This window comes from Brevundimonas sp. GCM10030266, assembly GCF_042666595.1.
Lineage (GTDB): Bacteria > Pseudomonadota > Alphaproteobacteria > Caulobacterales > Caulobacteraceae > Brevundimonas.
The window spans coordinates 41,176-51,702 of record NZ_JBHTCY010000002.1; the positions used below are offsets into that span (position 1 = coordinate 41,176).

26 protein-coding genes are annotated in these 10,527 nt (G+C 65.4%); 6 read left to right on the plus strand and 20 right to left on the minus strand.

Annotated elements, in window-relative coordinates; all coding sequences use genetic code 11:
* Nucleotides 1–23: 23 nt before the first annotated feature.
* The 14 genes from ACFQQC_RS06660 to ACFQQC_RS06725 are packed head-to-tail and all read right to left on the minus strand — an operon-like array spanning nucleotide 24 to nucleotide 5,312.
* On the minus strand, nucleotides 24–359 hold the full coding sequence (locus ACFQQC_RS06660; RefSeq protein ID WP_376860936.1) for a hypothetical protein: 336 nt from the start codon (nucleotides 357–359) through the stop codon (nucleotides 24–26).
* Nucleotides 356–772 carry a hypothetical protein gene (locus ACFQQC_RS06665; RefSeq protein ID WP_376860938.1) on the minus strand — a complete coding sequence of 139 codons (417 nt, stop codon included), beginning with the start codon at nucleotides 770–772 and terminating at the stop codon, nucleotides 356–358. Before ACFQQC_RS06665 ends, ACFQQC_RS06660 begins: the two co-directional genes overlap by 4 nt.
* Entirely contained in the window at nucleotides 769–1,212 is a 444-nt protein-coding gene (locus tag ACFQQC_RS06670) for a recombination protein NinB (protein WP_376860940.1), read from the minus strand. The genes ACFQQC_RS06665 and ACFQQC_RS06670 overlap by 4 nt, the downstream gene beginning before the upstream one ends.
* Nucleotides 1,212–1,949 (minus strand): hypothetical protein, encoded by a 738-nt coding sequence (locus ACFQQC_RS06675; RefSeq protein ID WP_376860942.1) that lies wholly within the window; start codon nucleotides 1,947–1,949, stop codon nucleotides 1,212–1,214. The genes ACFQQC_RS06670 and ACFQQC_RS06675 overlap by 1 nt, the downstream gene beginning before the upstream one ends.
* On the minus strand, nucleotides 1,946–2,221 hold the full coding sequence (locus tag ACFQQC_RS06680) for a hypothetical protein (protein ID WP_376860944.1): 276 nt from the start codon (nucleotides 2,219–2,221) through the stop codon (nucleotides 1,946–1,948). The genes ACFQQC_RS06675 and ACFQQC_RS06680 overlap by 4 nt, the downstream gene beginning before the upstream one ends.
* Before the next feature lie 15 nt (nucleotides 2,222–2,236).
* A complete protein-coding gene (locus tag ACFQQC_RS06685) occupies nucleotides 2,237–2,452 on the minus strand; it encodes a hypothetical protein (protein WP_376860946.1) in 216 nt (71 codons plus the stop codon).
* Nucleotides 2,452–3,186 carry a hypothetical protein gene (locus ACFQQC_RS06690; RefSeq protein WP_376860947.1) on the minus strand — a complete coding sequence of 245 codons (735 nt, stop codon included), beginning with the start codon at nucleotides 3,184–3,186 and terminating at the stop codon, nucleotides 2,452–2,454. The genes ACFQQC_RS06685 and ACFQQC_RS06690 overlap by 1 nt, the downstream gene beginning before the upstream one ends.
* Nucleotides 3,183–3,392: a hypothetical protein gene (locus ACFQQC_RS06695; protein ID WP_376860949.1), complete on the minus strand. Its 210-nt coding sequence runs from the start codon at nucleotides 3,390–3,392 to the stop codon at nucleotides 3,183–3,185. Before ACFQQC_RS06695 ends, ACFQQC_RS06690 begins: the two co-directional genes overlap by 4 nt.
* Nucleotides 3,389–3,763, minus strand: coding sequence for a hypothetical protein (locus tag ACFQQC_RS06700; protein ID WP_376860951.1), 375 nt, complete (start codon nucleotides 3,761–3,763; stop codon nucleotides 3,389–3,391). Before ACFQQC_RS06700 ends, ACFQQC_RS06695 begins: the two co-directional genes overlap by 4 nt.
* A complete protein-coding gene (locus ACFQQC_RS06705) occupies nucleotides 3,760–3,960 on the minus strand; it encodes a hypothetical protein (protein WP_376860953.1) in 201 nt (66 codons plus the stop codon). The genes ACFQQC_RS06700 and ACFQQC_RS06705 overlap by 4 nt, the downstream gene beginning before the upstream one ends.
* Complete coding sequence (locus ACFQQC_RS06710; protein WP_376860955.1) at nucleotides 3,957–4,301, minus strand: hypothetical protein; 345 nt, start codon at nucleotides 4,299–4,301, stop codon at nucleotides 3,957–3,959. The genes ACFQQC_RS06705 and ACFQQC_RS06710 overlap by 4 nt, the downstream gene beginning before the upstream one ends.
* Nucleotides 4,301–4,657 carry a hypothetical protein gene (locus tag ACFQQC_RS06715; RefSeq protein ID WP_376860957.1) on the minus strand — a complete coding sequence of 119 codons (357 nt, stop codon included), beginning with the start codon at nucleotides 4,655–4,657 and terminating at the stop codon, nucleotides 4,301–4,303. The genes ACFQQC_RS06710 and ACFQQC_RS06715 overlap by 1 nt, the downstream gene beginning before the upstream one ends.
* On the minus strand, nucleotides 4,657–4,989 hold the full coding sequence (locus ACFQQC_RS06720) for a hypothetical protein (protein ID WP_376860959.1): 333 nt from the start codon (nucleotides 4,987–4,989) through the stop codon (nucleotides 4,657–4,659). Before ACFQQC_RS06720 ends, ACFQQC_RS06715 begins: the two co-directional genes overlap by 1 nt.
* Nucleotides 4,989–5,312, minus strand: a complete 324-nt coding sequence (locus ACFQQC_RS06725) for a hypothetical protein (RefSeq protein ID WP_376860961.1) — start codon at nucleotides 5,310–5,312, stop codon at nucleotides 4,989–4,991. The genes ACFQQC_RS06720 and ACFQQC_RS06725 overlap by 1 nt, the downstream gene beginning before the upstream one ends.
* A 163-nt stretch (nucleotides 5,313–5,475) precedes the next feature.
* On the opposite strand from ACFQQC_RS06725, the gene ACFQQC_RS06730 reads away from it, so the two are divergent.
* A complete protein-coding gene (locus tag ACFQQC_RS06730; RefSeq protein WP_376860963.1) occupies nucleotides 5,476–5,739 on the plus strand; it encodes a hypothetical protein in 264 nt (87 codons plus the stop codon).
* A gap of 417 nt (nucleotides 5,740–6,156) precedes the next feature.
* Here ACFQQC_RS06730 and ACFQQC_RS06735 read toward each other — a convergent pair whose 3' ends face one another.
* A complete protein-coding gene (locus ACFQQC_RS06735; RefSeq protein WP_376860965.1) occupies nucleotides 6,157–6,357 on the minus strand; it encodes a hypothetical protein in 201 nt (66 codons plus the stop codon).
* 89 nt (nucleotides 6,358–6,446) lie between these two features.
* Between ACFQQC_RS06735 and ACFQQC_RS06740 the strand changes: the two genes are divergently transcribed.
* Entirely contained in the window at nucleotides 6,447–6,680 is a 234-nt protein-coding gene (locus ACFQQC_RS06740; RefSeq protein WP_376860967.1) for a hypothetical protein, read from the plus strand.
* Nucleotides 6,681–6,765: 85 nt separating this feature from the next.
* A complete protein-coding gene (locus tag ACFQQC_RS06745) occupies nucleotides 6,766–7,686 on the plus strand; it encodes a hypothetical protein (RefSeq protein WP_376860969.1) in 921 nt (306 codons plus the stop codon).
* A 40-nt stretch (nucleotides 7,687–7,726) separates the two neighbouring features.
* Here the strand turns inward: ACFQQC_RS06745 and ACFQQC_RS06750 are convergent, their stop codons facing one another.
* From ACFQQC_RS06750 to ACFQQC_RS06770, 5 genes are read right to left on the minus strand one after another with little or no spacing between them, the layout of a single operon-like run.
* Complete coding sequence (locus ACFQQC_RS06750; RefSeq protein ID WP_376860971.1) at nucleotides 7,727–8,059, minus strand: hypothetical protein; 333 nt, start codon at nucleotides 8,057–8,059, stop codon at nucleotides 7,727–7,729.
* Nucleotides 8,056–8,520, minus strand: coding sequence for a thermonuclease family protein (locus ACFQQC_RS06755; protein ID WP_376860973.1), 465 nt, complete (start codon nucleotides 8,518–8,520; stop codon nucleotides 8,056–8,058). The genes ACFQQC_RS06750 and ACFQQC_RS06755 overlap by 4 nt, the downstream gene beginning before the upstream one ends.
* Nucleotides 8,517–8,864 carry a hypothetical protein gene (locus ACFQQC_RS06760; RefSeq protein WP_376860975.1) on the minus strand — a complete coding sequence of 116 codons (348 nt, stop codon included), beginning with the start codon at nucleotides 8,862–8,864 and terminating at the stop codon, nucleotides 8,517–8,519. Before ACFQQC_RS06760 ends, ACFQQC_RS06755 begins: the two co-directional genes overlap by 4 nt.
* 13 nt (nucleotides 8,865–8,877) lie before the next feature.
* Complete coding sequence (locus ACFQQC_RS06765; RefSeq protein WP_376860977.1) at nucleotides 8,878–9,135, minus strand: hypothetical protein; 258 nt, start codon at nucleotides 9,133–9,135, stop codon at nucleotides 8,878–8,880.
* 58 nt (nucleotides 9,136–9,193) lie between these two features.
* On the minus strand, nucleotides 9,194–9,568 hold the full coding sequence (locus ACFQQC_RS06770) for a helix-turn-helix domain-containing protein (protein ID WP_376860979.1): 375 nt from the start codon (nucleotides 9,566–9,568) through the stop codon (nucleotides 9,194–9,196).
* 93 nt (nucleotides 9,569–9,661) lie between these two features.
* Between ACFQQC_RS06770 and ACFQQC_RS06775 the strand changes: the two genes are divergently transcribed.
* The 3 genes from ACFQQC_RS06775 (at nucleotide 9,662) to ACFQQC_RS06785 (ending at nucleotide 10,515) form a co-directional block, all read left to right on the plus strand.
* Complete coding sequence (locus ACFQQC_RS06775) at nucleotides 9,662–9,919, plus strand: helix-turn-helix domain-containing protein (RefSeq protein WP_376860981.1); 258 nt, start codon at nucleotides 9,662–9,664, stop codon at nucleotides 9,917–9,919.
* Nucleotides 9,920–10,075 (plus strand): hypothetical protein, encoded by a 156-nt coding sequence (locus ACFQQC_RS06780; protein WP_376860983.1) that lies wholly within the window; start codon nucleotides 9,920–9,922, stop codon nucleotides 10,073–10,075.
* A 116-nt stretch (nucleotides 10,076–10,191) separates the two neighbouring features.
* Nucleotides 10,192–10,515 carry a hypothetical protein gene (locus tag ACFQQC_RS06785; protein ID WP_376860985.1) on the plus strand — a complete coding sequence of 108 codons (324 nt, stop codon included), beginning with the start codon at nucleotides 10,192–10,194 and terminating at the stop codon, nucleotides 10,513–10,515.
* Nucleotides 10,516–10,527: the final 12 nt, after the last annotated feature.

The following is a 10,527-nucleotide window of genomic DNA, read 5'->3' on the forward strand; positions in this document are numbered from 1 at the left end:
CAGCTTCTGTTCAGTCTCTCGGGTCATTGGTCAGATCCTTGGAAAAGGTCGGGCTGGTCGGGGATCAAGGTGTCGAGCCAGGCCAGCACTTCGGGGTCGGCGTCGTGCCGGCGGATGCGGGCGGAGGCCTGCTCGATCGCGGACAACCGATCAGGCGCGCAGCGTGACGGGCGCTCAGTTCCCCACCGGCCAAGTGGCTCGGCGTAGCCGCTGAAGTTGCCGTGGCGGCGATGGGCCGAAGTCGCCCAGACGACTCCCTCCGGCTGGATCGAAAGGCGAATGTCAGCACCGCACTTCTTGGTGTCGAAGGTCAGCCGCTCGACAACTTCGAACGGGCAGTAGTCGGGAAGAGCGGTCATGCCCCCTCCCCGCGGTACTCAGCGTAGAGACGGTCAGCCACGACGAAGGGGTCGATCCCTCGCTCGGACCAAAACCGGGCCTCGCTCATGCTGTGTTGCCGCTCATGACAAGCCCGGCGCAGCGGGACGGCGAACCGGTCGCTCGGCTTGACCTGCATCCCGGTCGGCAGCTTCCCGCGCTCGGGGCTGGCCATGCGGAGGTGCGCGGCATCGCTGGGCGCCGGAGCCCCGCACCCGCAGGCGCACGGCTGGCGGCGGAGGAACGCCAGATAGCCGGTGTCCCGCACCCGTCCGCGATCAGCCTTGCCGCCGGGCTTACGCTGGGCCTTTATCGCCTGACGGCGCTCCCGGTTCTTCTTCCGGGTGATCTCTGCGGCGGCGCGGAGGATCGCCTTTTCCTGGGCGGTCGTCATGCCGCCCTCCCCTGCACCTGATCGTCGTTGGCCGCGTCGAAGTGCTGGATTGTCAGGCCTTCACGGGCCGTCCATGCCAGGATGAACTCGATCAGGTCCGAGAACTCGCGCTTGGTCAGCTTGGAGGACCGGAGGCCCAGCGGCAGCATCGAGGTTCCGTCCAGCGTCGGAACGAAGCTCATCTCGTGGCCCAGCGCGTGCAGGAACAGGCACTTCCACGTCTCCGTCGTCATCTGGACGCCGTTGTGCGTCGGGCGCTGCTTCTGGATCTGGCCCAGCAGCGACCACATGGCTGCGTTCTGCTCGTCCGACCGGGTGGCCGACCGCAGCTCCATCACCCACGGCGAGCCGGGCTGCCACAGTGACAGGGCACGGTCGAGCCACTGGTGGGCCTGCTGGCGCACGCCGGGCGTGAGCTTGAGGAGGTGCCGGTCGCTCACTACAGCACCCGGTCTTCGTAGAACTCGACGCCGGGGATGCCCGAGCGCTTGCCGCCGCGAACGTCATCGTTCGCCAGCTTCTGCAGCAGGTCGTTGAAGGCCTCCGGGTTCTGGCGCCAGTAGTGGCCGGCGGCGGCGTGGGGATCGGTGACGCGCGCCTTCCAGACCGACCGCAGGCCCATTGCGCGGTTGCCGCCAGAAGCTTGCGCTTTGTCCGCAACCGCCTTGCGGGCCTCAGCCTCGGCGATGGCCGCTTCCTTGACCTTGGTCTCGGCGTCCTCGCGGGCGCCCAGGTCGTTGGCGGCGGCGGCGCGGATGGCGGCCTCGGCCTCGCGGGCCTTGGCCTCGGCGGCCTCCCGAGCGATCCGCTCTCGTTCGCGCTTCTCGGCGTCGAGCCGGGCGAGGTACGGCTGAAGGCAGGCCTTCAGGGCGTCGACGGCCTTCCAGACCGAGCCGGGGTTCTTGTTCTTCCGGTCGGCGATGTAGGCGTTGTAGCGGTCCTGAATGAGCTTGATCTCGGCGTCGAGCGGGGCCTTCTCCTTCACCCGTTCCGCGTCCAGTGCGGCGGCGTTCTGGTTCAGGCCTTCGATGATGCGCGAGATGTCGTCGGCCTGCCCCTGCGTCTCCACAGCGGCGCCGTCGGCGTAGTTGCGGGCCTCGCCGATCAGGTCGTTGATGCTCTCAACGATCAGGTCGAACGGCGTGGCGTTGGCGAGGTGGATGGGTTCGGCACTCATGCGGCACCCTTCCCTTTCGGGGCCGCTAACCGGTCGCTCTTGGCTCCGGTCAGGACGCCGCTGGTCATCAGGGCCGCCGTGGCCTTCGTGGCCTCGACGATCTCTTCAGCGATAAGCGCGACCATGCGGTCTGACGCTTCCGGCGACAGGTTCAGTTCGACCTTGCCGTGCTGGCCTTCGACCTGAACGACAGCGCGGAGCGGCTTCGTCGGATCGTTGCGGCCATGACCGTAGTAGCCTTCGCGGGCGATGTTGATGGAGGTGATGAACATAGGTGATCCCTTCGATCAGGCGGTTTCAGTGGTCGCTGCCGCCTCGGCCTCGGCCTTGGCGCGCTCGATCTCGCGGTTGGTGATCTCGGCCGTCATGGCGTCGATCTCGTCCTGGCGCTCCTCGCCGACCTGCTCGCGGATGAGCTTGGCGTGGGCCGACTTCAGGTAGGGGAAGGCCATATCGGCGATGACGAGGTCTTCGCCCTTGCTGCTGCGGTAGGTGGAGGTCATCAGGCGGCCTTTCCAAACGGGGTGGTGTCCAGCTCGTCGCGGCGTCTCTCGTAGAGCTGCGTGATCACGGCGAGCTTCTCGGGGTCGGAGGTGTCGAGGTCAGCGCAAAGGCCCGAGCCCTTGGCCCAGGTGCGCTCCAGCGCGTCAGCGGTGGCGGCCTTGTTCAGCGCGCCGACCAGAGCGTCAGCACGCTCGGCGAGCGTCGGCGGGGACTTCGGCTTGTCCTGCTCGTCGTTCGCGGGCGGCGGGGCCTCCGCCTCGCCATCGGCCAGATGCAGGTCGCCCTTGTGCCAGAGGTCCAGAGCCGCGCCGAAGCGCATGGCGGCGTTGCGCAGGGCGTCGCCGATGGCTTCCTTGATGGCGTCGCCGCCCTTTTTGCCGTCGGGATGGCCGTAGCCGAGACGGGTCACGCCATCGACCGTCAGCCTGATCCACAGCCCGCCGTCCGCGTCCTGCGCGGGCAGGCCTGCCGGGTTGAACGCCACCGGTTCCCACGACCAGTTCGGGTCAGCATCCAGAAGCCGGTCCGTCAGGGCAGCATGGCCGACATAGTCGAGGTGGACGACGTCCGGGTGATGCCAGCCGTCGCAAATCTTGCAGCGGATGCCCTTCTTGAAGTCGGCCTTAACCGCGTCCGTCTGGGGCTTAGTCGGCTTCGGCAGCTTGCTGATCTGGTGCGCCGGGAACGGCTCGCGCAGCAGGGCCGCACCGGTCGGTTTCGGCTCGGTCGTCATTGAATGGCTCCGATGCAGGAGAGGCCGACGACCATCACGATGATGACCACGACAGCCAGGCCGAAGCCGGAAGGCTCACGGTCGTCGGTGTTGTCGTTGGCGGCTTTGAGTTCGAGCGGGGCGTCGGACTGCTGGACGTAGGTCGACCAGATGCCGTCCCAGTCGATGCCGCCGTCGTCGTTGGCGTGGGTGCGTTGGGGCTTCATGCCGACACCGCCTTCTCCGGCCAGACCGGAAGAGCGAGATCGTCAGGGTTCGCCAGCATGGAGTCGATGGCGGCTATGGCTCCGAGGCGGTTGTAGGTGCCTTTGAACTGGAACCCGGTCGGGTAGCACAGCGCCTGCTCTTGCATTTCGGTGAGGTCCAACAGGTCGTTGGCGTCTTCCGGCTGACCTTGGAACAGGCTCGCCGCCCACCCAGCGATACAGGCAGCCGTTCCGCATCCAGCCTCAAGGAGAGCGGCTGGATCAGCAGCCGTCCAGCCGTTTCCGACCGTGAAGTAATGGCGCATATCCACCCGCTCATCCGGCAGTCCCGCCAGATGGTCGCGCAGGGTCTTCAGTCGCTCGCGGTTCATGCTGCACTCCTCAGCTCAGGGGTGACGGGCACTCGGACGGCCCGGATGTTGTGAAGGGCCTCGACCAGAAGGCGCTCGGCCTCGGCGAGGTGTTCGGCCTGATCGACCCGGGTGTTTGCGCACCACGCCTCGTTCATGGTGGTGGCGGCTTCGCGGGAGGCGTCGATGGCCTTCTGGAGGGCGCGGGTGTCGATCATGCCGCCGCCCTCGCGATGGCCGCCGGGGGCGGGCTGGAGCCGTCGAGAGCTCCCCGCAGCGCCACGATCAGGTCGCTGAGTTCGTCCCGATAGGCGTCGGCCAGGGTTCCGATGGTCGGGTCCGTCGCCTTGTCCAGCAGGCTGACCGCTTCGGCGTAGGCCTGCTCGACAGTCATCCGGCGGCGGCTGGCCGTGACGATCACAGCGCCATCCTCGGCGAAGTACCGGGGGCGGCGATCAGGGATGCCGACGCGCTCGGCGACCGAGGGCTCCTTCACCGGACGCAGAGGCGCGGGCGCCGCCGACGGACGGGGCGGCAGGGAAACGACGGAGCCTCCCATCAGACCGACCCTCCGGTGGCCTTGCGGGACGCGGCGCGGAGGGCGGCATAGGCCTTGGAAGCGCGCTCGATCAGCGCCCGGTCCTCTGCCGGGGCGTCCACGCGCTCGTACCGCTCGATCATGGCGATCAGCGCGGCCGCACCTTCCTCGTCTGCCTCCAGCAGTTCAGGAGCCGCAGCGATCAGGCTGGCGTTGGCGTCCACGCGACGAGGCGAACGCTCCCCGTCGTGCTCCTGAATGATGGCGACGCCGAGGAAGGTGTCGGCCCGGCCACGCATGGGGTCCGGCATGATCGCCAGAAGATCACCCACTCGGATGGCCTCCCACGGCCCCAGCGTATGCGATTGCTCAGCCATCAGGCGGCTTCCTTCATTTCAGGGTTGGAGAGCGCTTCGGCCTTGGCGCGCAGACCCGAGGCCTGTTCACGGAAGGCGGCAGCGGTGCGGGCGTATTGAGCGGAGGCCACCGGGAAGGCGGCGGCTTGGGCGTCGTTCTTCTCCGCCCAGCGCTCCAGCTCTTCCGCTTCGTTCAGCAGGCCGCCGGGGTCTTGGGCTTTCAGGGCCAGGTAGGCCTGACGAAGCTTGTCCTTGTGGGCCGCATCGGCAGCCGAACCGTCAGCGATCCGGGCGAAGCCGAGATAGGCGTCAGCCGCAGCCTCAGTGGCCGGGAGAAGCGGGTGCGAGACCATCAGGCGGCTTCCTTCTGCTGGGGGGTCAGCGCCTCGGCCTGCTCGGCTTTCAGGCGCTCGATTTCGGCGTCCATCGCAGCGACTTCGGCGTCAGGCAGAACGCGGCGACCGGCGAAGATGCCGCCGAAGAGCGGGTGCGCCCGGTCCGTCTCGGACACGACGAGGCTGCGGCGGATTTCGGCGCGGCGAAGCGGCGACAGGCCGAAGGCTTCGCGCATCACGGCGCGGCCTTCCGGGGCTGTGGCGTCGATGGCCACGACCGTCATCGCATCATTGCGCGCGACGCGGACAGAGCCCGGGTTGTTCGTGGTGGTGGGCGACATGGCGTCCTCTCCGGTGATGAGATGACGTTCGCACTATCCGAACTACGTTGCAACAATAAAGTTCGCGTATTCCGAACTACGTGCGTCAGATTTGGTCGTATGGGTCAGGCGACCCCGTTGACTCCAGATGCCATTCGGATGGATTCGAGCGCGGAGGTTACCCTTGCGATCACTGTTCTATTTCGCCATCGAGATCTGGCCCGACCGTGAGATCCGGCACGCATTCTCGTGCGCGGTCGATGCGGAAGAAGGCGCACGCATTCTCGCTAAACTCGCACCTGGCGTGATCGCATTTCAGCAGTGGGGCGATCCTGAGGTGGACGTTTGGGACGACCCGGACCCGCTGGTGATCGCTGGCGAGGTTCCATCTCGACTTCAGCAGATCGATCCAGACGGGAGAGACCCGTGGCTGGACGACGCTGCTTGAACGGCGCCGTCCCCTCTATGGAAGGGGCGGCTTAGTCGAAGTCTGATCGCTGGCCCTTTTCGGCCTGCCGACGAGCAGCGGTGTCTTGAGCTTGGGCGCGGTCCATCTGTTGGACGGCCTCGGCTGAAGCTCTTTCGTCAGCCTCGGTCCTTCCTGGCAGAAGCACGGCGACGATCAGAAGAGCAGCGACGACAAGTGCGAGGCCCGCGAGAACAACGAGGCCCCACTTCTCTCGATCTATCCGAATTTGAGCAGGGCTGGTCATGCAACGCTAACCGCCAAGCCTGTTCGCGGTTGCACCATGATGAACGTAAAGCGGCGGCCCCCTGCTCGGAGCCGCCGCTACGTCCGCATGACGCTTCCCCAAGGACGCGGACGCGGCGACCAAACTGCTTAGCCTGCTAAGCGTTCCGGGCGTCAGCTTGCGTCGGGGTCGATCCCGTTCACCGAGGTGTTCTCCTCGATAATCTTGTCGACGTCGGCTCGACCTTCGCCGTCTTCACCACCATCTCCCCACCCATCTTCTTCGCCCGGCTTGGGTTTATCGGTAGCGCCACCCTCCTCGGGCCAGGCAATGTCATCATCAGGATCGGGATTGGGGGAGTTCGTGTCGGTCATGGAGACCTCCTTGCTAGAGGGCCAACCTGACCGCTTTGCAATCGTTCCCGGCTATGGACATCCGACCCGGCAGCGGGCTAGCTCTCGCCATGTCCGACCCACATGACGACGGCGGCTTGGCGGATCACCCCATCTATCGGGCTGGGCTGCTGATGGGACGAAATCAGGCCGTGACCGACATCATGGAGCGGCTGCTGTCAGACCAGACCTCGGACCCGGGCGAGCGGCTAAAGTCGATCTTCGAGTGGAGCGTTCAGGCCTTGGAGGAAGGGCGGTCGGAGCTGAAGATCGTCGTGGGCGACATCCAGAAGGGCGACTACTGATCAGCCGCCGAAAGAGCCAGATCGTCCCGGCCTAGACTCCCGCCCCGGTTGCTGGCTAGCTGCAACCGTCTCTGGGGAGGGGCGATTGCAACAAATCCAGCTGCCGCACGAAATCTACTATCCCGACAGCCACGACGTTTCGCTGAGCGACATCGCGGCGACCCTGATCGCCCACGAGAAGCTTCTTCCAATAGCGGTCGACGCCCTCGAACGACTAGTTCCCGGCCTAACGGTCGAGGATAGGAAAATAGTCTTAGACCGGGTAGAGAAGAGCTCTTTGCGCGAGGCGTTTTACGTCGCGCTCTTCATTGCCTTTCAAGAGGATCTGGAGGTCCAGGTGCCTGCCCTGTTCGAGACCATCACGGGCGTGCCAGTGAGCGATCGCTACGACACCATCCTGACCGTTCTCTTCATGGTGGCCCTCTACACCGGGGCCACCGCCATGTTCGGTCGCAACAAGAAGTCAGAGGCGGCACCGGCGTCTATTGTGGGTGACCACAACGTCTTCATAAACATCGCCGCTGATCAGCTCGGCAAGTCGCCGGCCGATGTGATCGCCGCAGTCAACAAAGCTATCGGCAACAAGCTTTCCTCGGTGCAGCGCGCTACGGTTGATATTTTCAGGCCCGCTAAGCGAAACGGTAACGGCCGAATTCAGCCTCGCGGGTTGCCGGAAGTAAGTCCGGAGGCGGTGGCAGACTTCCCGACCGCCGTCGCGCTAGCCGAGCTAGAAGACGACATCGTACCGCTCCACCTCACCGACGCTGTGCTTCACATCAGGGCGACGGACCGCGACAAGTCAGACCGAGGATGGGCCGCTAAGATCGAGGCGGAGGGGGTGAAAACTCGCCGTCTTCCGCTGCGGCTGGCACCCGGCGTTGATCCAGATGCGCTGGCTGAAATGCACGAGCCGAGAGTCGAGGCCATTCTCGAAAGCCGCTTCAAAGAAGACGGCACCACGAAGCCGGTTCGGATCCACGTGTTTCGAGTTATTGAAAGCGCCTGAGGATAGCCTATCGCGCCCTCCACTCCCAAGGCCTTCTGTATCAATCGCCCTGGTTCGGATCCTTGAAGAACAGCATGACCTTGTAACGCCGGCCGCCCTCCAGCCACTGCGGGGTGCGCCCGACCCTGTGGGCCTCCCGCACGGCGTATTCGCCAAGCCCTCGACCTTGGGGCATCTCAGCGAGCGGGCGACAGTCCGTGAGCGAATGGTCGTCGTGCGCCATGCACTCCATCTCGACCCTACCGAACCGCTCGGCTGAATGCGGGGAGATGATGTAGGGGGCATCGCCGAAGATGATGGGGACCGCCGCGTCGGGGCCGTTCGCTTCCACGAAGCGCTCATATCCCGACGGCGGTTCTTGCCAGTCAATCATCTCGACCTCCATTCCCAAGGCCTCTGGAACTCGCCGGCCCACATCCCGGCGCTCGCGTCCCGACCTGTAGCCTCTGCCACCGCATAGGCGCCGTCGCTGTATCGTGGATAGTCGAGCGCATATCCGTCCCGCGCTTGCTGGGCGGCTAGATCGACGATGAACCAGCGATCCCCGCCGTGCTGCCGCTTGGTCACGCACCGGGCCACGATGCGACGGTATCGGTCCGGTCGGCCCCGAGGCTCGCACTCGACCACCAACTCGCCGGTGTGGCGCGCAAGGTTGTTCGCCGCTTCCTGGCCGCAGCGGTAGGTCTCCCCTCCCCGCGTGCAGGTCTGCCGGCCTTCAGGGGCGTCTATCCCCCAAAGCCTGATCCTCTGGCCGTGGATCTCGATGGTGTCGCCGTCGATCACGGTAGCCCGGCCAATGAAGGGCGGGGGATCAGGCGGGAGGGCGTGGATCACGACCCGGTCGGCACAAACCGCATGATCAGGAGCCCGATCACATTGATCGCCGCAAGGATCGCGCCAATTAGCAGCGCCCAATCCTTGATCGTTTTCGAGATGTCTTCCTTCGACGGCAGGTGACCGACCGTCGTTTTCAACTCGGTCTGGCCGACCTTCAGGTCAGTCAGATCCTTGGACGCCGCGCCCTGCCCCGCCTTGAGGTCGCTCAAGGTCGTGAGGATATGGCCGACATCGGCTTCCAGTTTCGCGACGCGGGGCTCCATGCCGTCAGAAGTGCCCCCTCCACCGCCGGTTTGCAACCGCTGCATCTGAGAGAGCAAGTCCGCGGAACGCTGGCCCATGATTTCCTCCGAGCTAGGCATCAAGCGTCACCTTCTCGCCAGCGAGGAACTTCTCCATGAGGCTGTGCACCTGATTGATGCACTTCACGACGGTTTTTAGATCTTCGTCGCGCCCAGCCACGTCCTCATCTCGAACTTGGGCCATGGCCAGGTGCTTTACTGCCGTCGAAAGTTCCATGATGGCCAGAAGCGCGGCTTTTTCGCCGCTGCTAATCAGCGGTGGCGGCTTTGGTTTCGAGTTTTCGGGCGAACCGCCGTCAGTCTCGCTCATTCTTCAAGCCCTCAAAAACGAAACTTCTCACACCGTGCCAGCACTGATCAGTTGGCCGTCAGGCTCGTGCCCTCAGGTCGTCTGCTAGGCGGCTGACCGTCTCGGCGTCCTTTTCCGACAGTCCGGGGAACGCCCGGCGCAATGCCGCGTACTTGGGCTCTTCCCTCGCCGGGTTGGTATCGAGCAGGTCACCAGCCGCGACCTCAAGGGCCGCGCAGGCCTTTTCCAACCAGTCGCGGTTGTATCGGGTCTGCTGTCCCTTTTTGTTGATGGCCCCGTTCTCGAGATCGCTGACCTGCCCCTTGGACGTCTCCATGGCATCAGCCAGGGCTTGCTGGGAGAGACCCTTCACGTCGCGCCATGCGGCGAGATACCAGCCCGAGGCCTGCTTCAGGTCGTCGTAGTGGTCTGCGGGTTTCAACTTCTTGGCCATGTTCGCATTGTGCGATCCCGCTAGACCGATGTCGTCAGCCGTAGTCCGAACTATCCGCTTGCACGTAAGTTCGGGATATGCGAACCCTTGGCCATGGACATCGTCGCTCTCCGTAAAGAACTGGGGCTCTCTCAGGAAGCCTTTGCCGCGAAGGTGGGCCTTCGAAGCAAGGGTCACGTCAGCGATCTGGAGCGCTCCCAGTCGGCCAGCGTGCGCGTCGCGTTGGAAATCGAAAAGCTGTCCGGCGGCCGCATCCGCGCGCGCGACCTGAACCCCGACGTGGCCATGGTCGAGGCTTTCCGCGCTTCCGACGCCGCCAACGACACCCTCCCTCATTCGGAGGCCGCGTAGATGCTGTCGCTGATCCTGCTCGCCATGAACGCGTCGAACTTCGGGTACGCGGTCGCGACCTTCTTCCGCTTCCCGGAGAAGCGTCGATGGCCAGTTTTGGCCGCGCTGTCGGGCGTCGTCTCCATCGCTCTCGTTCTCCGCATTGGGGCCGCCTGACCGATGGCGACCTTCTCCCCGACGCAGCACCGACCCTTCCCCTGCCCGGTGCTGCGCGCCCCGACCGGCCTCCCCTCCCCCGCGCCGGTCGGGGCCACCCATTCCGCAGGTGACGCATGAGCATCACCCGCGAGATCCTCCAGACCGCCCGCCGCTTCATGGCTGACGTGATCGCCGCCAACGCGCTGGCCGAACTGGACAACCAGCCTCAGGCGCGGTCGCTGATCCGTCAGCTGGCGGACCGGGCGGAGCGGGACATCCCCGTCGTCGACGGCGTCGTCGCCACTCTCGACCGCCTCACCGCCGAGCATCAGGCCGCAGAGGGATTGCACCTCGCGCAGCGCCCAGCCGTCGGCGTCGGGGTCCAGCCCCATGAACATTCGAACGCCAACGACAACCACACCGCCACCTCTGAACTGCCCGCCACTCCTGTCGCCTGAGCGCGGCCCGCC

Bases quoted from the DNA above. Each gene is read 5' to 3' on its own strand.
- ACFQQC_RS06705 (WP_376860953.1), bottom strand. From the start codon at position 3,960: ATGATCGACACCCGCGCCCTCCAGAAGGCCATCGACGCCTCCCGCGAA.
- ACFQQC_RS06760 (WP_376860975.1), bottom strand. From the start codon at position 8,864: ATGGGCCAGCGTTCCGCGGACTTGCTCTCTCAGATGCAGCGGTTGCAA.
- ACFQQC_RS06685 (WP_376860946.1), bottom strand. From the start codon at position 2,452: ATGACCTCCACCTACCGCAGCAGCAAGGGCGAAGACCTCGTCATCGCC.
- ACFQQC_RS06770 (WP_376860979.1), bottom strand. From the start codon at position 9,568: ATGGCCAAGAAGTTGAAACCCGCAGACCACTACGACGACCTGAAGCAG.
- ACFQQC_RS06775 (WP_376860981.1), top strand. From the start codon at position 9,662: ATGGACATCGTCGCTCTCCGTAAAGAACTGGGGCTCTCTCAGGAAGCC.
- ACFQQC_RS06780 (WP_376860983.1), top strand. From the start codon at position 9,920: ATGCTGTCGCTGATCCTGCTCGCCATGAACGCGTCGAACTTCGGGTAC.
- ACFQQC_RS06665 (WP_376860938.1), bottom strand. From the start codon at position 772: ATGACGACCGCCCAGGAAAAGGCGATCCTCCGCGCCGCCGCAGAGATC.
- ACFQQC_RS06710 (WP_376860955.1), bottom strand. From the start codon at position 4,301: ATGGGAGGCTCCGTCGTTTCCCTGCCGCCCCGTCCGTCGGCGGCGCCC.
- ACFQQC_RS06720 (WP_376860959.1), bottom strand. From the start codon at position 4,989: ATGGTCTCGCACCCGCTTCTCCCGGCCACTGAGGCTGCGGCTGACGCC.
- ACFQQC_RS06680 (WP_376860944.1), bottom strand. From the start codon at position 2,221: ATGTTCATCACCTCCATCAACATCGCCCGCGAAGGCTACTACGGTCAT.
- ACFQQC_RS06715 (WP_376860957.1), bottom strand. From the start codon at position 4,657: ATGGCTGAGCAATCGCATACGCTGGGGCCGTGGGAGGCCATCCGAGTG.
- ACFQQC_RS06690 (WP_376860947.1), bottom strand. From the start codon at position 3,186: ATGACGACCGAGCCGAAACCGACCGGTGCGGCCCTGCTGCGCGAGCCG.
- ACFQQC_RS06675 (WP_376860942.1), bottom strand. From the start codon at position 1,949: ATGAGTGCCGAACCCATCCACCTCGCCAACGCCACGCCGTTCGACCTG.
- ACFQQC_RS06785 (WP_376860985.1), top strand. From the start codon at position 10,192: ATGAGCATCACCCGCGAGATCCTCCAGACCGCCCGCCGCTTCATGGCT.
- ACFQQC_RS06725 (WP_376860961.1), bottom strand. From the start codon at position 5,312: ATGTCGCCCACCACCACGAACAACCCGGGCTCTGTCCGCGTCGCGCGC.
- ACFQQC_RS06735 (WP_376860965.1), bottom strand. From the start codon at position 6,357: ATGACCGACACGAACTCCCCCAATCCCGATCCTGATGATGACATTGCC.
- ACFQQC_RS06765 (WP_376860977.1), bottom strand. From the start codon at position 9,135: ATGAGCGAGACTGACGGCGGTTCGCCCGAAAACTCGAAACCAAAGCCG.
- ACFQQC_RS06750 (WP_376860971.1), bottom strand. From the start codon at position 8,059: ATGATTGACTGGCAAGAACCGCCGTCGGGATATGAGCGCTTCGTGGAA.
- ACFQQC_RS06660 (WP_376860936.1), bottom strand. From the start codon at position 359: ATGACCGCTCTTCCCGACTACTGCCCGTTCGAAGTTGTCGAGCGGCTG.
- ACFQQC_RS06695 (WP_376860949.1), bottom strand. From the start codon at position 3,392: ATGAAGCCCCAACGCACCCACGCCAACGACGACGGCGGCATCGACTGG.
- ACFQQC_RS06740 (WP_376860967.1), top strand. From the start codon at position 6,447: ATGTCCGACCCACATGACGACGGCGGCTTGGCGGATCACCCCATCTAT.
- ACFQQC_RS06700 (WP_376860951.1), bottom strand. From the start codon at position 3,763: ATGAACCGCGAGCGACTGAAGACCCTGCGCGACCATCTGGCGGGACTG.